The 23,261-nt window shown below is 59.9% G+C and carries 11 protein-coding genes; all 11 read left to right on the plus strand.

Annotated elements, in window-relative coordinates:
- Nucleotides 1-24 precede the first annotated feature (24 nt).
- The 11 genes from GSVR_RS02710 to GSVR_RS02760 all read left to right on the plus strand — a co-directional run bounded on the left by GSVR_RS02710 (nucleotide 25) and on the right by GSVR_RS02760 (nucleotide 23,255).
- A complete protein-coding gene (locus GSVR_RS02710) occupies nucleotides 25-1,872 on the plus strand; it encodes an ATP-binding protein (protein WP_173198403.1) in 1,848 nt (615 codons plus the stop codon).
- Nucleotides 1,869-2,270 (plus strand): response regulator, encoded by a 402-nt coding sequence (locus GSVR_RS02715; protein WP_239077440.1) that lies wholly within the window; start codon nucleotides 1,869-1,871, stop codon nucleotides 2,268-2,270. Before GSVR_RS02710 ends, GSVR_RS02715 begins: the two co-directional genes overlap by 4 nt.
- Before the next feature lie 77 nt (nucleotides 2,271-2,347).
- Nucleotides 2,348-4,240 (plus strand): ATP-binding protein, encoded by a 1,893-nt coding sequence (locus GSVR_RS02720; protein ID WP_173198399.1) that lies wholly within the window; start codon nucleotides 2,348-2,350, stop codon nucleotides 4,238-4,240.
- 259 nt (nucleotides 4,241-4,499) lie between these two features.
- A complete protein-coding gene (locus GSVR_RS02725) occupies nucleotides 4,500-6,743 on the plus strand; it encodes a PAS domain S-box protein (RefSeq protein WP_173198397.1) in 2,244 nt (747 codons plus the stop codon).
- A gap of 36 nt (nucleotides 6,744-6,779) precedes the next feature.
- Entirely contained in the window at nucleotides 6,780-8,909 is a 2,130-nt protein-coding gene (locus GSVR_RS02730) for a CHASE3 domain-containing protein (RefSeq protein ID WP_203978776.1), read from the plus strand.
- 56 nt (nucleotides 8,910-8,965) lie between these two features.
- Entirely contained in the window at nucleotides 8,966-10,612 is a 1,647-nt protein-coding gene (locus tag GSVR_RS02735) for a CHASE3 domain-containing protein (RefSeq protein ID WP_173198393.1), read from the plus strand.
- Nucleotides 10,602-11,042: a response regulator gene (locus tag GSVR_RS02740; protein ID WP_173198391.1), complete on the plus strand. Its 441-nt coding sequence runs from the start codon at nucleotides 10,602-10,604 to the stop codon at nucleotides 11,040-11,042. The genes GSVR_RS02735 and GSVR_RS02740 overlap by 11 nt, the downstream gene beginning before the upstream one ends.
- A 3-nt stretch (nucleotides 11,043-11,045) precedes the next feature.
- A complete protein-coding gene (locus GSVR_RS02745; protein ID WP_173198389.1) occupies nucleotides 11,046-15,371 on the plus strand; it encodes a PAS domain S-box protein in 4,326 nt (1,441 codons plus the stop codon).
- A gap of 37 nt (nucleotides 15,372-15,408) precedes the next feature.
- A complete protein-coding gene (locus GSVR_RS02750; protein WP_173198387.1) occupies nucleotides 15,409-17,673 on the plus strand; it encodes a PAS domain S-box protein in 2,265 nt (754 codons plus the stop codon).
- A gap of 87 nt (nucleotides 17,674-17,760) precedes the next feature.
- The gene (locus GSVR_RS02755; protein ID WP_173198385.1) at nucleotides 17,761-21,330 is read left to right on the plus strand and encodes a PAS domain S-box protein; all 3,570 of its coding nucleotides are present in this window, start codon (nucleotides 17,761-17,763) and stop codon (nucleotides 21,328-21,330) included.
- Between the two features lie 38 nt (nucleotides 21,331-21,368).
- Complete coding sequence (locus GSVR_RS02760) at nucleotides 21,369-23,255, plus strand: PAS domain S-box protein (protein ID WP_173198383.1); 1,887 nt, start codon at nucleotides 21,369-21,371, stop codon at nucleotides 23,253-23,255.
- The last annotated feature ends 6 nt before the right edge of the window (nucleotides 23,256-23,261 follow it).

The raw sequence follows: 23,261 nt of genomic DNA on the forward strand, positions 1-23,261 counted from the left end.
CCCTCAGACGTCAATCGAGCACCTATGAGACACCTGGCGATACGAACAAAGCTGATATGCCTGGTCGTGTTCATGTCGGTCGTGCTGATCGGGGTCGGTGTCCTCGGCCTGAACGGCATGAAGGACGCCAGGACCAGCCTGGAAATGATCTACAGCGATCGGCTGCTGTGCGTGATACAGCTGGCCCTGATCGGAGAGCAGTTCTCCGATGCCGTGCGGGAAATGCTGCAGTCGGTCGAGCATGACCGGACCGGTGACGACGGCACGGGTATGTACAAAAACCACGAACAGCATGCCGCGAAAGTTGAGGCCGATCTTGCCGAAGTAGACAAAACCTGGCGCAGGTATATGGCCAGTTATCTCACACCGGAAGAGAAGGTGCAGGCGGACAGCACCCGGTCGCGCTTCACCGACCTGGTGGAGCAGGGGATCAAGCCGGGCATCGCTTTGATGAAAAGCAAGGATATGGCCGGGCTGGACGCGCACATCAGGAATGTGGTGCTGCCGCTCGCCAGCAAAACCCATGCTGCACTCGATATCCTCATCAGGCTTCAGGGCCAGATGACCGAATCGGAGCTGGCGCAGGATGCCACGAAGTACCGTGTCAGGCTCACGGTATATGTCATCGGCATCATACTGGCGGTAGTGGCCGGTCTGGTGATCGGTGCCGTGACCACCAGGTCGGTGACGGGTTCAGCCAATCTCCTCAGAAAGAGAGAGACCCATTACCGCACCCTGTTCGAGAGCGCCAACGACACGCTGCTGATCATGAGCGGAACCACTGTCGTCGATTGCAACAGAAAGGCTCTGGAAATGTTCCGCGGCACACGGGAGCAGGTGATCGGCTCTTCGCCGGCGAGCCTTTCGCCCGATTTCCAGCCCGACGGGAAACGGAGCGACGAGGAGGTTCGCAGGCGCATAAGCGCCTGCCTGGAGGGGCATTCGCAGCTGTTCGAGTGGCAGCACAGGCGCCTGGACGGCATGCTCTTCGACGCGGAGGTGGCGCTGAACCTTGTCGAAGCGGATGGTGAAGGAATCTCCCTGGGCATACTCCGCGATATTACCGATCGCAAGCACCATGAACAGGAACTGCTGAGGGCCCGCCAGGGCGCAGAAGCGGCCAACCGTACCAAGAGCCAGTTTCTGGCGAATATGAGCCATGAGCTGCGAACCCCCATGGCCGGTGTGCTCGGCATGCTCGAGCTCGTCCTTGGAGGGCCCCTTGAGGAGGAACAGCGGGAATTCATCGCCACAGCCCATAAATCGGCCGGTTCCATTGTCGGCATACTCAACGACATCCTCGAAATGACCAGGATCGAGGCGGGCATGTTCTTCCTGGTGGAAAAACCGTTCGACCTGCGGGAGTGCGTGGAAAGCGCCATCGACATCTTCGAGTCCGAGGCTCGGCGCAAGCGGCTCGACATGATCCTGACGATGACGGGGGATCTTCCGGAACGCGTGGTCGGAGACTGTCTGCGGCTGCGCCAGGTGCTCACGAACCTGGTGGGAAACGCGGTCAAGTTCACCGAGCAGGGACGGGTGGAAATAAGGATCGCGGCAGGAGGCATCAGCCACGGCACCCGGCGGACATTCATCTTTGCCGTGACCGATACCGGCATCGGTATTCCCGAAGACAAGAGACACCTGGTATTTCGCTCCTTCAGCCAGGTTAACGGCACCCACACCCGCAGATACGGTGGTGCCGGGCTCGGGCTGACGATCAGCAAGGAAATTGCGGAGCGGATGGGGGGAACGATAATGTTCGATTGCGCAGAGGGGGCGGGATGTACCTTCACGCTTTCCGTCCCCTTTGGAGAGACCGGGACGGAACCGCATTCCTCGATGGTGGACCGGAGCGGAGGGGCAGCGTGAAGCGGATTCTTGTCGTTGACGACGATGCCGTTATCAGCCGGATCTTTTCGGTGATGCTTCAGCGGGTCGGTTACCAGGTCGATCTGGCCGAAAACGGTCTCAAAGGGGTCGAGATGTGGGGAAAAGAAAATTACGACCTGGTGCTGATGGATATACAGATGCCCTACATGAACGGATTCGAGGCAACCCGCGTCATCCGGGAGAAAGAGGCAACGCGCGGCGGGCATACCCCCATCATCGCCGTTACGGCCCATGCGCTCAGCGAAGACCGGGAACAATGTCTGGCCAAGGGTATGGACGCCTATATCTCCAAGCCGGTCGATTTCAAGAAATGCTTCGAAACCATCGGCAGGCTCCTCGACATTCAGGACCGGGTTACCGGTGACGGAAAGCAATGATACAGGGCTGACCTTGCTGTGAGCCCGTATGTTCCGGAGCGGCCACTGCAGAGTGAAAGACAACGTCAGGCGGAACCATGCTGGTTAAAACGAGGCTGCACATAAATGCCGTGGTATGGGTGGCAACGGCGGTCGTCATCATCGTCCTGTTTCTTGTTGCGCAGTATCGGGTGACGGATGCGGTCGATAAAGCCAAGACCGCCGGCGAGATAGTCAACGGCTCCTTCGAAAGGGTCGTGTTCAGAGACGATTACATACGGACAAACAGTGAAAGTGCGAAAGTGCAGTGGCTGGCCAAGCATGAGCAGATCGGCAGGCTGCTCGGTGAGGCTTCCGGCAAATTCACCGACCCCGAAAGCAGGCGCATTCTCGCGCATATGATCGACGATCATCAATCCACGGGCCGGCTCATAGCGGCCGTGATACGGAACAGGGAGAGCAAGTACGAATCCGGCACCCGTGGAGCCGGTTTTTCCCGCGAGATCGAGAACCGGCTGCTCAGCCAGCTGGACCTGAGGTTGTACGACAAGCTTCTGCAGGCGCGCAGGCTGCGCGAGTCGGCCAATGGCAGACTGCTCTCCAGCCTGGAGCTGGCGGGGGGCAGCATATTCTGCATACTCGCCACGGTAACCGCGGTGGCATTGATCAATTCCTGGACAACGGGCCGGACCATTGCCGACCGTATCGGAAGGTTGCGTCAGGGCGCACTGGTAATTGGCGGAGGAAATACCGATCACAGGATCGACATCACCGGGAACGATGAGTTTGCAGAGCTGTCACGGGCATTCAACGTCATGGCGGCACAGGTGGGCAGGTCGCGCCTGGATCTCCAGAACGAGATCGCAGAACGACTGCAGGTGGAAGAGGTGCTGCGGGAGTCGGAAGATCATTACCGTACGCTGTTCAGTTCGATCGACGAAGCCTTCTGCGTTATCGAGATGATCTTCGACGAGCAGGGCATGCCGGTGGATTACCGCTTTCTGGAAGTCAATCCCGCATTCTACAAGCAGACGGGGCTCGCTGATGCGCAGGGCAAGAGGGTGCGGGAGCTCGTGCCGAATCTCGAAGGACAGTGGTTCGAGATATTCGGAGCTATCGCCATGACGGGGGTGCCGGACCGTTTCGAGAGGCTGGCTGAACAGCCTCAGCGCTGGTGGGACGTGTATGCCTTCCGCTTCGGAAAGGCGGAGGAGCGACGCGTGGCCATCATATTCAATGACATCTCCCAACGAAAGCATACGGAAGAGGAGATCGAGCGGTTGAACGCCGATCTGGAGGCGCGGGCGGCCGAGCTGGAGGCAGCCAACCGCGAACTGGAGGCCTTCACCTATACGGTCGCCCATGACCTGCGCAAGCCGCTGACCGCTGTCAGCGGTTATTGTCAGGTTCTCCGGGAGGTCTGCGGCGACAGGCTCGGCGAGGAATGCACGGAGTACCTGCACGGAGCGTATGACGGCACGGTACGCCTGAGTCAGCTTATCGATACCCTGCTCAATTTCTCCCGCCTGATTCATATCGAACTCTGCCGGGAACCGGTGGACCTGAGTGAAATGGCACAGGCGCTGGCCGCGGAGCTGGTACGGGCCGAGCCCTCCCGCCAGGTCGAATTCCGTATCGCGGAAGGGGTTGCGGTGGTCGGCGATGCCGACCTGCTGCGGGTGGTCATGACCAACCTGTTCGGCAATGCCTGGAAATACACTGGCAAGCGCTCGGAAGCGTTCATCGAATTCGGCGTGACCACGGTGGGAGAGGAACGGGTATTTTTTGTCGGCGACAACGGCCAGGGCTTCGACATGGCCAATGCGGATAAGCTGTTCGTCCCCTTCCAGCGCATAGCCGATCAGGAGGTGGCGGGGCACGGAGTCGGCCTGGCCACCGTCGAACGGATCGTCAAGCGCCACGGCGGCCGGGTGTGGGCCGAGGGGGAGCCGGGCAAGGGGGCGATCTTCTACTTTACGCTGCGGACATAGGTCCCCAGTTCCGTGGAAGATCTGCTGCGGGAGAGCGACCGCCGTCGTTGCCCGGAAGCTGGCGCAGCACTGCCGCGCCTCGCACCTCCACCCCCAGCCGCTGCCGATCCGGATTCCGATACAGGAGAACCGGATGACCGGGGCCTTCTGCCGCACCGCTGCCTGTGCCTGTGAGGACATGCGGAAAGGGAACGCAGGCCCCGAAAGGTACACAGCCGCATGAGCACGTCCCGGAACAGGAAGCCTTGAGGTGAAGTATATGGAAAACAGGCCGCTTGAAATCCTGCTGATCGAAGACGATCCCGCACAAGCAGCGATGATCGGGAAGATGCTGGCGGAGTCTCTGCGGCAGGGGGTCTCGGTGCGGCATGCCAAGAACCTGGCGGATGGCCTCGGACAGCTTGCGAGGGGGGATTTCGACATCATCCTGGTCGCTCTCGGCCTCCCGGACAGCCAGGGGCTCCAGACGGCGCTGTCCGTGCGCAACCGGGCACAAGCGACACCGGTCATCGTGCTGACCATGCACGAGGATGAAGACATAGCCCTGAAAGCGTTGCAGATGGATATCCAGGACTATCTCGTCAAAGGTGAAATCAACGGCACTACCCTGAAGCGCTCGATCCGCTACGCCATTCAGCGCAAGCAGGATACCGAAGCGCTGCGGCAGAGCGAACAGCGTTTCGCCTCGTTCATGCTTCACCTGCCGGCAGCCGCCTGGATGAAGGACCTGCAGGGGCGCTACGTGTATGCCAACACGGAGACGGAGCGGATCTTCTCCATGCCGTTGTCCGAGTTCACGGGCAAAGGGGACGCGGAATTCCTGTCGTCGGAAACAGCCGGGCCGCTTCGCGAGAACGACCAGCGGGTACTGGCCGAAGGCGGTAGCCTGCGGACTACCGAGACCATGCGCCAGATCGACGGCGTCGAAGGACACTACATCGTCAGCAAGTTCTCCGTTCCGGGCCCCGATGGCAGGCCGGGATACGTCGGCGGTGTTGCTTTCGACATCACCGAACTCGTGCGGGCGGAGGAAGCCTTGCACCTCAGCGAGGAGCGTTTCCGCGCCCTGATTACGGCCAGCTCGCAGGTGCTGTACCGGATGAGCCCTGACTGGAGCGAAATGCGCGAGTTCCACAGTCGTGGATTCCTGGCCAGTACCGAGACTCCGAGCAGTAACTGGCTTCAGGAATACATCAGTCCCGATGATCAACCGCAGGTGGTAGCCGCCATCCGGGAAGCCATACGCACCAGGAGCATGTTCGAACTGGAGCATCGGGTCCGGCGGGCCGACGGCAGTCTGGGGTGGACGTGGTCGCGTGCGGTGCCGCTGATGGATGCCGCCGGCAGGATCACCGAATGGTTCGGAACCGCCAATGACATCACCACACGCAAGGAAGCCGAGGAGGCGCTCCGGAAATCGGAAAAGAAGTTCGCCAAGGTTTTTCACGCCGTACCGGCTCTGATTGCGATTTCCACACTGGAAGAGAACAAGTACCTCGACGTCAACGAAACCGCATTGCAGTTGCTGGGCTACCGGCGCGAGGAGGTAGTCGGCAGGACGGCGACGGAGCTTGACCTGTGGGAGGATCCGTCGCTCCAGGCCAGAGTCCAGCAAACGCTGAAAGAGCATGGTCATATTTCGAACCTGGAGGTCAGATTCAGAGGGAAGAACGGGCAGATTTTCACCGGCCTCCTTTCCGCCGAATACGTGAGTTTCAATGGCGATCACTACCGGCTCGGCCTGGTGAAGGACATAAGCGACCGTAAGGCGGCCGAGGAGGAGATCGCGCGGCTGAACATCGAACTGACGGAACGGGCCGCCGAACTGGAGGCTGCCAATCGGGAGCTGGATGCCTTCACCTACACGGTTGCCCATGACCTGCGCAAGCCGCTGGCCGTTGTCAGCGGCTATTGCCAGGCACTCAGGGAACTGTGCGAGGATACGCTCGACGAGGAGTGCAGGGGATTTCTCGCAGCAGCTTACGACGGCACCTGGCGCATGAACCAGCTTATCGACACCCTGCTCGATTTCTCGCGCCTGACCCATAGCGAACCGCGCCGGGAAGCGGTCGACCTGAGCGGGATGGCGCAAGCGATTGCGGCGGAGCTGGCATTGTCGGAACCGAAACGCCGGGCCGAGTTCCTCATCGCGGAAGGGGTATCGGTCATGGGGGATGCGGACCTGTTGCGGGTGGTCATGGTGAACCTGCTCGGCAATGCCTGGAAGTACACCGGCAGCCGGGAACAGGCAGTCATCGAGTTCGGAGTGAAACAGGGCGGAGAGGAAAAGACGTATTTTGTCAGGGACAATGGCCCCGGCTTTGACATGGCCGATGCAGACAAGTTGTTTGTCCCCTTTCGGAGAATAGCCGAACAGAGATTCGACGGACACGGCGTCGGCCTGGCAACGGTAGAGAGGATCGTCAGGCGTCACGGCGGTCAGGTGTGGGCCGAAGGGGAGCCGGGCACGGGGGCGGTCTTTTACTTCACCCTGCCCGGATAAGGCCCGGGGCCTGCACCCGTCCTCTCCGGAAACAGCATGGACTGCGAATGCGTGCGGTTACGCTGCCGTCAGACGACGTACGGCACTATCAGGAGCTACCGTGATATGGAGCGTGCAAAGAGTGGCTTGAACAACAGGAAACCGTCAGGCCCGATGATCCGCGAAATCTCATATCCAGGGCCTGTCCCGGAATCCGATTTTCGTACCCTGTTCGAGGCGGTACCGGACCCCTGCCTCGTGCTCGATCCGACGTTGCGAATCGTGGCGGCGAACGAGGCATACCTGCAGCTCACCAGGACAAGGCGGGAAGACATTATCGGTCACGGCATCTTCGAGCTCTTTTCCGATGATCCCGCCGAAACCTCCGCCACCGGCGGCCATGGCCTGAGCGCTTCCCTCGACCGCATACTCCGTGACGGGGAGGCGGATACGATGCCGGCGCAAAAATACGGCATCCGCAACCCCGGAGACAAGGGGGACACATTCGAAGAGCACTATTGGAGCTCGTTCAACACACCTGTCTTCGGAGGTGACGGTGAACTGGCCTACATCATTCTCCGCGTCCGGGACGTCACGGAGTTCGAATCTGCCCCGCAAGCGGCTGCCGGCCGGCACACCGGAGCGACCGAACAGGGGAAGAAGAGGTCCGGACTGTCCGCCCAGGATAAACGGAGGAGCCTGGCGGTCGGCATGGCATTTCTGGTGGCCGTGGCACTTCTGGTGCTCATGGGATGGCTTGGCTACCGGATGTTTGCGGAATTGCAGGGGGCCACCGGCAATGTGACCCATACCTACCAGGAGATCGAAAAACTACAGGAAATCTTCACTGATCTGTCGGATGCCGAGACGGCCCAGCGGGATTTCATCATCACCGGAGATCAGCAGCACCTCGAACTGTACCGGGCTGCCATTGACGAGACCGATCGGGACATGGCCACCCTGAAGAGCCTGATGGAGGGCGATCCGGCGCAGCAACAGCGGCTGGCAACCGTCGAGGCTGCCGTCAGAGACCGGCTGGCGGCACTGTGGAACGGCATCGAAATCCGGAAGACCGGCGGGTTCCGGGCAGCGCAGGAGGCGGTTTCAAGCGGCCGCGGCAAGGTGCTTATGAACAGGGTCCGCTCCCAGATCATGGAAACCATTGCGATGGAGACCGATCTTCTGCAGGAGAGATCCACACTGCTGGCATCGAAGACCGCGAAGGTAAATCAGAACCTTCTGGCCGGATCTCTGCTGGCAGTTGCCCTTCTCGGAGCCATCTTCACGGCCCTCAACCGCGAAATCACCCGCCGCGGCCGCGTGGAGCGCGAGCTGGCATGGCGGCAGAAGCAGCTGTTCGAGGTGCTGGAAGAACGTACGCGGGCCAACGATGAGCTGGTAAGGCAGCGGAAGAACCTTGAGGAGATGAACGGCCGACTGGAGGCGGAGGTGACGGAACGTGTCCAGGCACAGGGGCTCCTGAAGGCGACCAATGCCGAGCTGGCTGATGCCAACCGGGAGCTGGAGGCTTTCAATTACACGGTTGCCCACGACCTGCGCCAGCCGCTCAATATCATCTGCGTCTACTGCCAGACGATCAGGGAACTGTGCGGGGACAAGCTGGACGGGGCGTGCCTGGGGTACCTCCAGGACACCTATGATGGCGCGCTGCACATGAACAGCCTCATCGACGCCCTGCTCCATTTTTCCCGCATGGCACGCGTGGAAGTGCGGCGGGAAACGGTGGACCTCTCCGCAGAGGCTCGGGCTGTGGCAGCCGAACTGAAGCGGACGGAGCCGCAGCGCAAAGTCACGTTTCTGCTCGCCGACGGAATCGTGGTGGAGGGGGATGGAGGGCTGCTGCGGGTGGTCCTGGTCAACCTCATCGGTAATGCCTGGAAGTACACCGGCACCCGGGAAGAGGCCATCATCGAATTCGGGGTGACGAAGGTGGGAGAGGAAAAGACGTACTTTGTCAGGGATGACGGCCCGGGCTTCGACATGGCCGATGCGGTCAGACTGTTCGTCCCCTTTCAGCGGGTTGCCGGAAACGAATTTGCAGGACATGGGATCGGCCTGGCAACGGTGGAAAGGATTGTCAGGCGTCACGGCGGCCGGATATGGGCCGAGGGAGAGCCGGGCAAGGGAGCGATTTTCTACTTTACTCTGCCGGAAAGCAGAAACTGAGGTTTCATTGCGGTTTTCCGGCGGCTGACTTCAAGATGTTCAAGGATGTGCCTGTCGTGCGGAACGCAGCGATCAAGGATGAACGTCGTACTGGCGCTGGGGGCTACCGGGACATGAAGCGTGCATACGAGGAACCGTCCATACGGGAGGTGCAGGGGGATACGGAGTCCGTGCTGCACCTGCGCGATAGAAAGAGAAGCCATGCCGTGAGTGGGGCATTTCTGGTGGCCGTGGCGGTTCTCATCCTGATGGGCTGGCTCAACCACCGGTTGCAGACCGAATTGCATGACGATACCGCCAAGATCAGCCAGACCTACCAGGTAATCGAAAAGCTGCAGGAGATTCTTACGGATCTGTCCGATGCGGAGACGGGCCAGCGGGATTTCATTATAACGGATCACCGGCAGTATCTGGAAACGTACGATGCGGCCGTCCGCGAGACGGAACGGGACATGGCCGCCCTGAAGGAGCTGACGGAGGATCATCCGGCGCAACAAAAACGGCTGGCAGGAGTCGAGTCAATAGTGAGGGAGAGGCTGGAGGCACTCCGAAACGGCATTGAAATCCGAAAGTCCGAGGGGTTTCAAGCAGTGCGGGCGAAGATCATGGGGGGCCGGGGCCAGGCCGTCATGGACAGGGTCCGCAGCCGGGTCAACGAGATTGCCGCGGCGGAGACGGAGCTGCTGCAGGAGAGGTCCGCCCGGCTGGTTTCGAAGACCACCAGGGTGAATCAGGCTCGGCTGGCCGGGTCTTTCCTTGCAATCTCCCTGCTTGGCGCCGTTTTCCTGCTTCTCAACAGGGAGGTCACCCGCCGCGGCCGCGCCGAACGCGAACTGGCACGGCAGCAAAAGCTGCTGTACATGGCGCTGGAAGAACGGACGCGCTCCAACGACGATCTGACGAGACAGCGGAAAGACCTGGAAGAGATGAACCTCCGGCTGGAGGAGGAGGTTGCGGAGCGTGTTCGCGCCCAGGAACTCCTGCATGAGACGAATGCGGAGCTGGGGCGCTCCAACAGGAACCTTGAACTGTTCGCCTCGGTGGCGTCCCACGACCTCCAGGAACCGCTGCACACCGTAACCAGCTATACCGAACTGCTTGCACACAAGTACCGAGGCAGGCTCGACCAACGGGCCGATACGTATATCGGCTTCATCGTCGACGGCACTACCCACATGCACAGGATGATCAACGACCTCCTGGCTTACTCCCGGGTGGGCACGAGAGCAAAGCCGTTGGTTCCGGTGAGGATGGATGCCGTGCTCGACCAAGCGCTTGCCAGTCTCGGCAAAGCGTTGAAGGAGAGCGGTGCCGTCATCGAACGCACCGATTTGCCGGAGGTGGCGGGAGACGATACCCAGCTGGTGCAGCTCTTCCAGAACCTTATCGGAAACGCCGTCAAGTTCAGGAAAAAGGAGGGGCAACTCCGCATCCGCGTCTCCTGTGAACGCAAGGGTGATGAATGGGTCTTTGGCGTGCATGACAACGGCATCGGCATCGAGCCGCGTTTTTTCGAACGAATCTTCGAAATATTCAGCCGGCTGCACACCCGCGAGGAATACGAGGGAAGCGGCATGGGGCTGGCCATCTGCCGCAAGATCGTCGAGCGGCATGGCGGGCGCATCTGGGCTGAATCGGGACCCGGGGAAGGGGCATCCTTCTCTTTCACGATGCCCGGGAAAGGAACAGGCCATGCAGCATGAGGAAAAATCCGTCGAGATACTGCTGGTCGAGGACAATCCTGCGGACGTGCACCTGCTGCAGGAGGCCTTCCAGGAGAGCAGGATCGCCAACCATCTGAGCGTGGTGAAGGACGGGGAACTGGCAATGGATTTCCTGTATCACAGGGGAGAATACGCCGCAGTCCCCCGTCCGGATTTGGTCCTGCTCGACATCGGCCTGCCGAAAAAGAGCGGTCTCGAGGTTCTGGCCGAGATCAAAGACGATCCTGGCCTGAGGCGCATTCCGGTGATCATGCTGACAACCTCCAAAGCGGAAGCGGACATCCTCATGAGCTACGATCTCCATGCCAACAGCTTCATCACGAAACCGGTGCACCTGCATGAATTGTTCGAGGTGGTCAGGCAAATCGAGGAATTCTGGTTCGAGATCGTAAAATTGCCGCCGAGGTGAGGCATGGAAACTTCGACGATAGAGGTTCTGGTGTTCGAGGGCAGCCCGGCCCGGGCAGAGATGATCCGAGAGATGCTGGCGGAGTCCCGGAAGCCTGCGTTCGCGGTTCAGCATGTGGGGTATCTGGCGGAGGGACTCGGGCAGCTTGCGAGCAGGACCTTCGATATCATCCTGGTCGATCTGGGCCTTCCGGACAGCCAGGGACTGGAAACCGCCCTGGTGGTGCTCGGCCACGCCAAACGGACGCCGATCGTGGTGATGACCGTCCTCGACGACGAAGAGACTGCACAGAAAGCGCTGCAGCTGGACATCCAGGACTACCTGATCAAGGAAGAGATCACCGGCCGCCTGCTGAAACGCTCGATCCGCTACGCCATGCAGCGGAAACGGGACATGGAGGCATGCCTGCAGTGCGAGCAGCGTTTTGCCTCCTTCATGAATCACCTCTCCGCCGCGGCCTGGATCAAGGACCTGCAGGGGCGGTATGTCTATGCCAATGCAGAAAACGAACGCATTTTTTCCCGTCCCTTTTCCGAGTATTCCGGCAAGCGCGACGAAGAATTCCTGCAACCGGAAACGGCCCGGCAGCTTCGCGAGAACGACGAGCGGGTGCTGGCCGGAGGAGAAAGTCTACAAACCGTAGAAATTTTGCGTCAGGCCGATGGCCTTGAGCGTCACTTCATCGTCAGCAAGTTCCCTATCCCGGATCCCGGCGGCCAGCCTGCGTACGTAGCCGGCATCGCCTTGGACATCACCGAGCGCGAGAGGGCGGAGGAGGCACTCCACAGAACAGAGAGGAAATTTACCAGGATTTTCCAGTCGGTCCCTGCGCTGGTCTTCATCTCCACCCTGGAAGAAGGAAGATTCGCCGATGTCAACGATACGGCAATGCAGTCATTGGGTTACCGGCGCGAGGAAATGATCGGACGGACGGCACTGGAGCTCGACCTCTGGGAAAACATGTCCGATCGGGCCAAGATGCTGCAGGAACTGGAAGAAAGGGGGGCGGTGCGAAACATCGAGGTCAGGCTCAGGGGAAAGGGGGGGCAAAGCCTTGTCGGGCTTTTTTCCGCCGAATGTATCGAACTTGAAGGTAACCGCTACATGCTCGGCCTGGTAAAAGACATCACCGAGCGCATTCAGGCGGAAGAGGCCTTGCGCTTCAGTGAAGCACGCTTTCGGATCTTGCATGACGACAATCCGGCCATGATCTTTACCCTCGACACCGAGGGGAGGATCATATCGAGCAACCCCGCCTGCAGGACTCATCTGGGCTATAGCTCGGATGAACTGGCAGGCCAGCCGGTACTGAAGATATTCCATGAAGACGAACGCCCCATGGTGGCCAAGCGTCTGCAAATGTGCCTGCGGCACCCGGAGAGGGTGCACCACTGGCAGTCCCGCAAGATCCGCAAAGACGGGGGCTTGGTGTGGGTGGAGGAACTGGTTCGCGTGATACACGATGTGAACGGTGCTTTGAATATAGTGGTCGTATGCCAGGACGTCACCGAGCGGAAGCGGGCGGAGGCGGCGCTGCAGAAAACGGAATGGAAACTGCGCAACATCATCGAGAACAGCACCAACCTTTTCTACATGCATTCCACCGACCATACCGTTACCTACATAAGTCCACAGTCGCGTCAGTTTTTCGACTGCGAGCCGGATGAGACACTGGGGCGTTCGTGGACGAAATTCCTCACCGACACTCCTGTCAACCGGGCCGCGGTCGAAGCCACCCAACACGCTATCGACACCGGGGAGCGGCAGCCCCTGTTTCAAGCCGAGGCCATCGGGCAAACGGGGAGGAAAATCTGGGTGGAGGTCAACGAGTCGCCGGTCGTCAAGGACGGGAAGACCGTGGCCATTGTCGGTTCACTGACCAACATCACCGAACGGAAACGGGCGGAGGACGCTCTTCGCAAATCGGAAAAAAAGTTTTCGAAAGTTTTTCATGAAGTCCCGGCGCTGCTTGTCATCTCGACCCTGAAAGAGGGGCGATACATCGACGTCAACGACATGACGCTGCGTACCCTGGGATATCGGCGCGATGAAGTGATCGGCCGGTCGGCATCCGAGCTCAACATCTGGGAAGACCTGTCCGAGCGGTCCGCAATAGTGCAGGCGCTGGAGAAAAGGGGTTCGGTGAAAAACGTCGAGGTCAGGCTCAGAGGAAAAAGAGGTCAGACGCTTATCGGCCTCTTTTCCGCGGAATACATCGATTTCAATGGTGATCGTTATATGCTCAGCCTGGTGGAGGACATCACCCTGAAAAGGAGGGCGCAGGAAAAGGTCGAGCGGCTGAATGCCGAACTGACGGAGGTCAACAGGATAATGGCCGACGACCTGGAAGCGATGAAAATACTCCAGAAGATCGGCATGCTGTTCCTGCATGAGGAAAGCCTGGAACAGATTCTTGCCCAGGTGCTGGAGGCAGCCATCACCATTTCCGGCGCCAATTTCGGCAACATCCAGACCATCAACCCACAGACATCCGGTCTGCAGATTGCGGTTCAGCACGGCTTCCCGCAGTGGTGGCTCGACTACTGGAACCAGGTGGTCGGAGGCAAAGGGGTGTGCGGCACGGCACTTGGCCGCGGCGAGCGTGTCATTGTGGAAGATATCGAACACAGTCCGATCTTCTCTGACCCAGACGCGCTTGAGATCCAGCTCAAAGCCGGTGTGCGAGCGGTTCAGTCCACTCCTCTCGTCAGCCGCTCGGGCAGTCTCCTCGGCATGTTCTCGACACATTACCGGGCGCCGCATCGGCCGAGCGACCGTGAATTACGGCTGCTGGATCTGCTGGCCCGCCATGCGGCCGACTTCATCGAGGAGGCGCGCCTGCGGGAGATGCTGGAGGCACGGGTGCAACAGAGCGAGGAGCGCTTTGCCGCGTTCATGAGTCATCTCCCCGTGGCAGCCTGGATGAAGGACCTTACCGGCCGCTACGTATATGTCAATGCGGAAGAGGAGCGCCTCTTCTCACGGCCTTTTGCCGAACTTTCGGGCAAGACCGACAGAGACCTCCTGCCGCCGGAAACGGCCCGACAGTTTCGTGAGAATGATGAGCGGGTAGTGGCCGAGGGGAAAACCATTCAAGCTACCGAGGTCGTCCTGTTGCCGGACGGGATCGAGCACCATTACATCGTCAGCAAGTTTACGGTGCCGGGACCCGACGGCCGGGCCGCATACGTTGCCGGCATCGCGCAGGACATCACCGAACGCATGAAGGCTGAGGAGGCCTTGCGCTTCAGCGAGGAGCGTTTCCGTGCCCTTGTTACGGCCAGTTCCCAGGTGCTCTACCGGATGAGCCCGGACTGGAGCGAGATGCGCCAGCTCAGCAGCAGGGAGGTTTTGGCAAGCACCGAGATACCGAGCAGTGATTGGCTTCAGAAATACATTCACCCGGAGGATCAACCGAACGTGACCGCCGCTGTCCAGCATGCCATCCGGACCAAGAGCATGTTCGAAGCGGAATGTCGGGTCCGGCGACCTGACGGCGGTCTTGCATGGACACTGTCGCGCGCGGTCCCGCTGCTGGATGCCAAAGGCGAGATCATTGAATGGTTCGGGGCGGCCAACGACATCACCGAACGCGTGGAAGCCGAGAAGGCCGAGCTGGCGGCACGGGCCACCGAGCTGGAGGACGTCAACCGGGAGCTTGAAGCATTCAATTATACAGTCGCCCACGACCTGCGCAAGCCGCTGGCGACCATCAACGGTTACTGCCAGATCATCCGGGAGTTGTGCGGCGAAAGGCTCAGCGAGGAATGCAGTTCCTATCTCCAGGAGACCTATGACGGCACCTGGCGCATGAGCCGGCTGATCGACGCCCTGCTCGACTTCTCCCGGGCAAGCCGGGTCGAACCGCGTCGGGAAAAGATCGACCTCAGCGGCCTGGCCCGGACGGTTGCGGGCGACCTGAAGCACGAACCGGCGCGCAGGGTCCGGTTCCTGATTATGGAGGGAATAGAGGGCATCGGCGATGTTGACCTGCTGCAGGTGGTGCTGACCAATCTGATCGGCAATGCCTGGAAGTACACTGCCCAGCAGGAGGAGGCCATCATCGAGTTCGGCGTAACGCAGGTGGGCGAGGAGATGGCCTACTTTGTCAGAGACAACGGCCTCGGTTTTGCCATGGCCGATGCGGAAAGGCTGTTCATTCCCTTTCAGCGGATGGCCGGAAACGGGTTTGCAGGGCACGGGATCGGTCTGGCAACGGTGGAGAGGATCATCAGGCGTCACGGCGGCCGGATATGGGCCGCAGGGGAGCCGGGCAAGGGGGCCACCTTTTACTTCACGCTGCCGAATATGGACAAAGCCTCGCATTAATCTCTGGTGTGAGCGGTATTGCCGCCGAGGTGAGGGTATGGAAGCACCGACGATAAAGGTTCTGGTGATCGAGGACAATCCGGCCCATGCAGCCATGATCCAGGAGATGCTGGCGGAATCACGGAAGCCTGCGTTCACGGTTCAGCATGTGCGGTATCTGGCGGAGGGGCTCGAGCAGCTCTCCGGCAGTGCCTTCGATGTCATCCTGATCGATCTGGGGTTGCCCGACAGCCAGGGGCTCGAGACTGCCCTGGCCGTGCGGAAGCAGGCCACGTTGACGCCAATCGTGGTGATGACCGCTCTCGATGACGAAGATGCCGCGCTGAAAGCGCTGCAACTGGACATACAGGACTACCTGATCAAGGGAGAAATCACCGGCAATCTGCTGAAACGCTCGATCCGCTATGCCATGCAACGGAAGCAGGACACCGAAGCGCTGCGGCAGAGCGAGCAGCGCTTCGCCTCATTCATGCTCAACCTCCCCGCCGCAGCCTGGATGAAGGACCGGCACGGCCGGTACGTATATGCCAATGCGCAAATGGAGCGAGTCTTCTCCCTACCGTTTTCCAAATTTTCAGGCAAGACCGATGGTGAATTTCTGCCACCGGAAACGGCCGGATCGCTCCGGGAAAATGATGAACGGGTATTGGCCGAAGGGGAAAGCCTGCAAACCATCGAGGTCCTGCGTCAGGCCGACGGCATCGAGCACCATTCGGTCGTCGGCAAGTTTCCCATTCCGGGCCCGGATGGCCAGGTGGCATACGTTGCCGGCGTCGCGTTGGACACTACCGAGCAGGTAAAGGCAGTGGAGGCACTGCAAAAATCGGAAAGAAAGTTTGCGAAGATCTTCCATGCTGCCCCGGCGCTGGTCGGCATATCCACTCCGGAAGAAGGAAGATTCATCGATGTCAACGATGCAACAATCCAGTTATTGGGCTATCGGCGCGAGGAAATGATCGGTCGAACGGCACTGGAGCTCAATATCTGGGAAGACCTGTCCGACAGGGCCCGGGTGCTGCAGGCGCTGGAGGAAAAGGGATCGGCGAAAAACATCGAAGTCAGGCTCAGGGGCAAGAACGGTCAGATCCTTGTCGGCCTGTTTTCCGCGGAATACGTTGATTTGGACGGTGACCGGTACCTGCTCAGCCTGGTCAGAGACATCACCGAGCGCAAACGGGCGGAGGAAACGCTTCGGAAATCGGAGCAGAAGTTTGCCAAGGTTTTCAACTCGGTCCCGGCGCTGGTCAGCATATCGACCTTGAAAGAAGGGGGATTCGTCGAGGTGAACGAGACAATGCTGAAAATGCTCGGCTACCGGCGCGAGGAAATGATCGGCCGCACGGCAATGGAACTCGGCATCTGGAATGATCTGGCCGACAGGGCCCGAATACAGCAGGCACTGGAAGAAAAGGGATCGGCGAAAAACTTTGAAGTCAGGTTCAGGGGGAAGAAAGGCCAAAGCTTCGTCGGGCTCTTTTCCGCGGAGTATGTTGATTTTGGCAATGACCGGTACATGCTCAGTCTGGTGAAAGACATAACGCTCACAAAGCAGGCACAGCAGGAAGTCGAGCTGCTGAACACGCAACTGGGGGCACGGGCCGCCGAACTGGAGGAGGCCAACCGGCAACTGGAGGCTTTCAATTACGCGGTCGCCCACGACTTGCGCAAGCCGTTGTCGACCATCAACGGTTACTGCCAGATCATCCGGGAGGCGTGCGGCGAACGGCTCGACGCGGAATGCAGGAATTATTTGCAGGAGGCTTACGACGGTACCTGGCGCATGAGCCGGCTCATCGATGCATTGCTCAGGTTTTCCCAAGCAAGCCGCATTGAGCCGCGCCGGGAACAGGTCGATTTCAGCAGCATGGCCCGGGCGGTTGCGGTCGACCTGCAGCACGCCGAACCGGCCCGCCGGGTCGACTTTCGGATCGCGGAAGGGATCTCGGTTATCGGCGACACCGACCTGCTGCGGGTAGTGCTGGCCAATCTCATCGGCAATGCGTGGAAGTACACCGCCAAATTGGAAGAGGCCGTTATCGAATTCGGGGTGACCCGGGCAAGAGAGGAGAAGGCTTGCTTTGTCAGAGACAACGGACCGGGCTTCGCCATGGCCGATGCGGAAAAGCTGTTCATTCCCTTCCAGCGGGTCGCCGGAAAAGAGTTCGCAGGGCATGGGATCGGCCTGGCAACGGTGGAAAGAATCATCAGGCGTCACGGCGGCCGGATATGGGCCGCAGGGGAGCCGGGCAAGGGGGCCACCTTTTACTTCACGCTGCCGAATATGGACAAAATCCCGCATTAATCTGTGTTGCGAGCGGTATGAACGGTCGACATCGGGAATCAAAGAAGATCGTGTTCGGAATCGGAGGATTGCCGCCGAGGTGAGGGTATGGAAGCATCGACGATAAAGGTTCTGGTGTTCGAGGACAACCCGGCCCATGCAGCCGTGATCCAGGAGATACTGACGGAGTCACGGAAGCCTGCGTTCACGGTTCAGCATGTGCGGTATCTGGCGGAGGGGCTTGAACGGCTCTCAAGCAGTGCCTTCGACGTCATCCTGATCGATCTGGGGTTGCCCGACAGCCAGGGGCTCGAGACTGCCCTGGCTGTGCGGAAGCAGGCCACGTTGACGCCGATCGTGGTGATGACCGCCCTCGATGACGAAGAAACTGCCCTGAAAGCGCTGCAACTGGACATACAGGACTACCTGATCAAGGGAGAGATCACCGGAAACCTGCTGAAACGCTCGATCCGCTATGCCATACAGCGAAAGCAGGACACCGAGGCGTTGCGGCAGAGCGAGCAGCGCTTTACCTCATTCATGCTGCACCTCCCCGCCGCAGCCTGGATGAAGGACCAGCAGGGCCGGTACGTGTACGGCAACGGGGAACACGAACGCATTTTTTCCCTGCCCTTTTCCGAATACTCCAACAAGCGCGACGAAGAATTCCTGGCGCCGGAAACCGCCCAACAGCTTCGGGAGAACGATGAGCGGGTGCTGACCGAGGGTGAAAGCCTGCAAATCAACGAGGTCCTGCGTCGGGCCGACGGCATCGAGCACCACTTCATCGTCAGCAAGTTCCCCATTCCGGGTCCCGACGGTCAGGTGGCATACGTTGCCGGTATCGCGCTCGACATCACCGAGCAGAAGCGGGCGGAAGAGGCCATGCAGAAATCGGAAAGGAAACTGGCGAAGATTTTTCATGCGGTTCCGGCGATCCTCGGCATATCCACGGTGGAGGAAGGACGATTCGTTGATATCAATGAGAACGCACTCGAATTGTTAGGCTACCGGCGCGATGAGATGATCGGCCGCACCGCATTGGAACTCGGTCTATGGGAGGAGATGTCCGAGCGGACGAGAGTGCTGCAGGCGCTGGAAGAAAAGGGATCGATAAGAAACGTGGAGGTCAGACTGAGAGGAAAAAGTGGCCAGACCCTGGTTTGTCTCTTTTCCGGGGAATTCATCGATATTGACGGTGAGCGGTACCTGCTCAGCCTGATTCGGGATATCACCGACCGCAGACGGGCCGAGGAGGCGCTCCAAAAATCGGAGAAGAAGTTTGTAAAGGTGTTCAACGCGGCTCCGGCGCTGCTTGCCGTTTCGACCCTGGAAGACGGAATGTTTCTCAATGTCAACGACACTATGGTGCGCACCCTGGGCTATCGGCGCGACGAAATGATTGGCCGTACCGGAGTGGAGCTTGACCTGTGGGAGGATATGTCGGAACGGGCCACACTCCTGCAGGTGCTGGAAGAAAAGGGATCAGTGAAAAACGTGGAGGTCAGGCTCAGGGGAAAGAACGGCCAGCACCTTGTCGGTCTCTTCTCAGCGGAATACATCGATATTGATGGCGATCGTTACATGCTCAGCCTGGTGAAGGACATCACCCTGAAAAAGCGGGCACAGGAGAAAGTTGAGCGGCTGAACATCGAACTGGTGGCGGCCAACAAGGTCCTGGCCGACGATCTGGAGGCGATGAAAATACTTCAGAAGATCGGCATGCTGTTCCTGCATGAAGAAAGCCTGGAACAGATCCTTTCCCAGGTACTGGAGGCGGCTATCGGCATTGCCGGCGCCGATTTCGGCAACATCCAGATCATAAACCCCGCCACCTCCAGTCTGCAGATCGCAGTCCAGCACGGCTTTCCCCAGTGGTGGCTCGACTACTGGAACAGGGTGGCCGAGGGCAAGGGGATGCGCGGCACAGCACTTGGTCACGGTGAGCGCGTCATCGTGGAGGACATCGAACACAATCCGATCTTCTCCGGCACCGAGGTACTTGAGATCCAGCTCAGGGTGGGGGTGCGTGCGGTCCAGTCCACCCCCCTCGTCAGCCGCTCGGGCAGTCTCCTCGGTATGCTCTCGACGCATTACAAGGCGCCGCACCGGCCGAACAACCGCGAATTACGTTTGCTGGATCTGCTGGCCCGCCATGCGGCCGATTTCATCGAAGAAACGCGTCTGAGGGAGATGCTGGAGGCACGGGTACAGCAGAGCGAGGAACGCTTTGCCGCTTTCATGAGTCATCTCCCCTCGGCAGCCTGGATGAAGGACCTGACTGGCCGCTTCGTCTACGCTAACACGGAGGTCGAGCACCTTTTCTCAATACCTTTTGCCGAATATTCAGGCAAGACCGAAGAAGAATTCCTACCCCCAGAAACTGCCCGCCAGCTTCGTGAGAATGATGAACTGGTACTGGCCGGAGGAAAGAGCATGCAAACTATTGAGGTCCTCACGTTGTCAGACGAGATCGAACACCATTTCATCGTCAGCAAGTTCGTGGTGCCGGGACCCGACGGCCGGGCTGCATACCTTGCCGGCCTCGCACAGGACATCACCGAGCGCGTGCGGGCGGAGGAGGCACTGCATGCCAGCGAGGAGCGCTTTCGCGCCCTGGTGACGGCCAGTTCACAGGTATTATACCGGATGAGCCCGGACGGGAGCGAGATGCGCCAGCTCAGCAGCAAGGGATTTCTGGCCAGCACCGAGACACCGAGCAGTGACTGGCTTCAGAGATACATCCCTCCGGAGGATCAGCTGCAGGTGATCGCCGAACTTCAGTATGCCATCCGGACCAAGAGTATGTACGAGCTGGAACATCGGGTCTGGCGAGCCGACGGTGGTCTGGGATGGGTATTGTCGCGCGCCGTTCCGCTGATGGATGCCAATGGCAAGATCGTTGAATGGTTCGGGGCGGCCAACGACATCACCGAACGCGTGGAAACCGAGAGAGCAGAACTGGCAGCCCGGGCCGCCGAGTTGGAGGAGGCCAACCGGGAACTGGAGGCGTTCAACTACACGGTGGCCCACGACCTGCGCAAGCCGCTGGCGACCATCAACGGTTACTGCCAGATCATCCTGGGGATGTGCGGCGACCGGCTCGACGGGGAGTGCAGGAACTATCTTCAGTCCGCCTACGACGGCACCTGGCGTATGAGCCGGCTCATCGACGCCCTGCTCAACTTCTCCCGGGCAAGCCGCATCGAGCCGCGCCGGGAAGGGGTCGACCTCAGCGGCCTGGCCCAGGCGGTTGCGGTCGAGCTGAAGCTCACCGAGCTGGCCCGTCGGGTCGACTTCCGGATCGTGGAAGGGCTCTCGGTCATTGGTGACGCCGACCTGCTGCGGGTGGTGCTGGCAAATCTGATCGGCAACGCCTGGAAGTACACCGGCAACCGGGAAGAGGCAGTCATCGAATTCGGGGTGATGCAGGTGGGCGAGGAAGAGGCCTACTTTGTCAGGGACAACGGCCCGGGGTTCGCCATGGCCGATGCGGGAAAACTGTTCCTCCCTTTCCAGCGGGTGGCCGGAAACGAGTTTGCCGGGCATGGGATCGGTCTGGCAACGGTGGAGAGGATCATCAGGCGTCACGGCGGAAGGATATGGGCCGAAGGAGAGCCGGGCAAGGGGGCGGTCTTTTACTTCACCCTGTCGAATACGGACAAAGCCTCGCATTAATCTCTGGTGTGAGCGGTATTGCCGCCGAGGTGAGTGGCATGGAAGCATCGACGATAAAAGTTTTGGTGTTCGAGGACAACCCAGCCCATGCAGCCATGATCCAGGAGATGCTGACGGAATCACGGAAGCCTGCGTTCACGGTTCGGCATGTGCGGTATCTGGCGGAAGGGCTCGGACAGCTATCGAGCAGTGCCTTCGACGTCATCCTGATCGATCTGGGACTGCCGGACAGCCAGGGGCTCGCGACCGCCCTGGCCGTGCGCGACCGGGCCAGACTGACGCCGATCGTGGTGATGACCGCCCTCGATAACGAAGAGATTGCGTTGAAAGCGCTGCAATTGGACATACAGGACTATCTCGTCAAGGACGAAATCACCGGCAACTTGCTGAAGCGCTCGTTAGGGTATGCCATGCAGCGAAAGCACGACACCGAGGCGCTGCGGCAGAGCGAGCAGCGTTTCGCCTCGTTCATGCTGCATCTTCCTGCCGCAGCCTGGATCAAGGATCTGCAGGGCCGGTATGTGTATGCCAACGCGGAGGAGGATCGCATCTTTTCCCTTCCCTTCTCCGAATATTTGGGCAAGCGTGACGAAGAATTCCTGCCGCCGGCAACATCCCGGCAGCTTCGTGCGAACGATGAACAGGTGCTGGCCGACGGAGAGAGCCTGCAAGCCATCGAGCTTCTGCGCCAAGCCGACGGCATCGAACACCACCTGATCGTCAGCAAGTTTCCCATCCCGGGTCCCGACGGTCGGCCGGCATATGTTGCCGGCATTGCGCTCGACATCACCGAACGGAAACTGGCGGAGGAGCAGCTGCGGAAATCTCAAAACGAGCTGGCGAAAATTTTTCACGGAGTTCCGGCACTGATCCTCGTATCCACCTTGAAAGAAGGAAGAATCGTCGATATCAATCAAACCGCCCTGCAAACCCTGGGCTATCGGCGAGACGAGGTAATCGGCAGGACCGTAACCGAGATCCGTTTCGGAGATACGCTGCCTGACCGGGCCGTGATGCTGCAGATGCTGCAAGAACAGGGATCGCTTCAGAATTATGAAATCAGATTTAGTGGAAAAGGCGGCCAGGCCTTTATTGGTCTTCTTTCTGCCGATTTGATCGAATTTGACGGCGAACCGCACATCCTCAGCCTGGTAAAGGACATAACCCTCGCAAAACAGGCCCAGCAGCAGGTCGAGCTGCTGAACAGGCAACTGGCGGCGCGGGCAGTTGAACTGGAGGAAGCCAACCGGGAGTTGGAAGCCTTCAACTATACGGCCGCCCACGACCTACGCAAGCCGCTGTCGACCATCAACGGCTACTGCCAGATCATCCGGGAGCTGTGCGGCGACCTGCTCGACGAGGAATGCAGTAACTATCTTCAGTCCGCCTACGACGGCACCTGGCGCATGAGCCGGCTCATTGATGCCCTGCTCAGGTTTTCTCAGGCGAGCCGCGTCGAGCCGCGCCGGGAACGTGTCGATCTCAGCGGCCTGGCCCGGGCAGTTGCGGATGAGCTGCGGCATGCCGAGCCGGCGCGCAGGGTCCGGTTCCTGATTGCGGAGGGTATAGAGGGGGTCGGCGATGCCGACCTGTTACGGGTGGTGCTGGCCAACCTTATCGGCAATGCCTGGAAGTACACCGGCACCCGGGAGGAAGCCGTCATCGAGTTCGGGGTAACGCAGGTGGGTGAGGATAGGCCGTATTTTATCAGGGACAATGGCCCGGGCTTCTCCATGGCCGATGCGGAAAAGCTGTTCATTCCCTTTCAGCGGGTTGCCGGAAACGAGTTTGCAGGGCACGGGATAGGCCTGGCAACGGTAGAGAGGATCATCAGGCGTCACGGCGGCCGGATATGGGCCGAAGGGGAGCCGGGCAAGGGAGCGACTTTTTACTTCACGTTGCGGAAGTATGCGGCTTTGGGCTGAAGGCAT

The organism is Geobacter sp. SVR, assembly GCF_016865365.1.
Lineage (GTDB): Bacteria > Desulfobacterota > Desulfuromonadia > Geobacterales > Pseudopelobacteraceae > Pelotalea.

Coding starts and splice junctions, on each gene's coding strand:
- GSVR_RS02760 (WP_173198383.1), top strand. CDS start 21,369: ATGGAAGCATCGACGATAAAAGTTTTGGTGTTCGAGGACAACCCAGCC.
- GSVR_RS02750 (WP_173198387.1), top strand. CDS start 15,409: ATGGAAGCACCGACGATAAAGGTTCTGGTGATCGAGGACAATCCGGCC.
- GSVR_RS02755 (WP_173198385.1), top strand. CDS start 17,761: ATGGAAGCATCGACGATAAAGGTTCTGGTGTTCGAGGACAACCCGGCC.
- GSVR_RS02730 (WP_203978776.1), top strand. CDS start 6,780: ATGGACTGCGAATGCGTGCGGTTACGCTGCCGTCAGACGACGTACGGC.
- GSVR_RS02745 (WP_173198389.1), top strand. CDS start 11,046: ATGGAAACTTCGACGATAGAGGTTCTGGTGTTCGAGGGCAGCCCGGCC.
- GSVR_RS02720 (WP_173198399.1), top strand. CDS start 2,348: ATGCTGGTTAAAACGAGGCTGCACATAAATGCCGTGGTATGGGTGGCA.
- GSVR_RS02740 (WP_173198391.1), top strand. CDS start 10,602: ATGCAGCATGAGGAAAAATCCGTCGAGATACTGCTGGTCGAGGACAAT.
- GSVR_RS02710 (WP_173198403.1), top strand. CDS start 25: ATGAGACACCTGGCGATACGAACAAAGCTGATATGCCTGGTCGTGTTC.
- GSVR_RS02725 (WP_173198397.1), top strand. CDS start 4,500: ATGGAAAACAGGCCGCTTGAAATCCTGCTGATCGAAGACGATCCCGCA.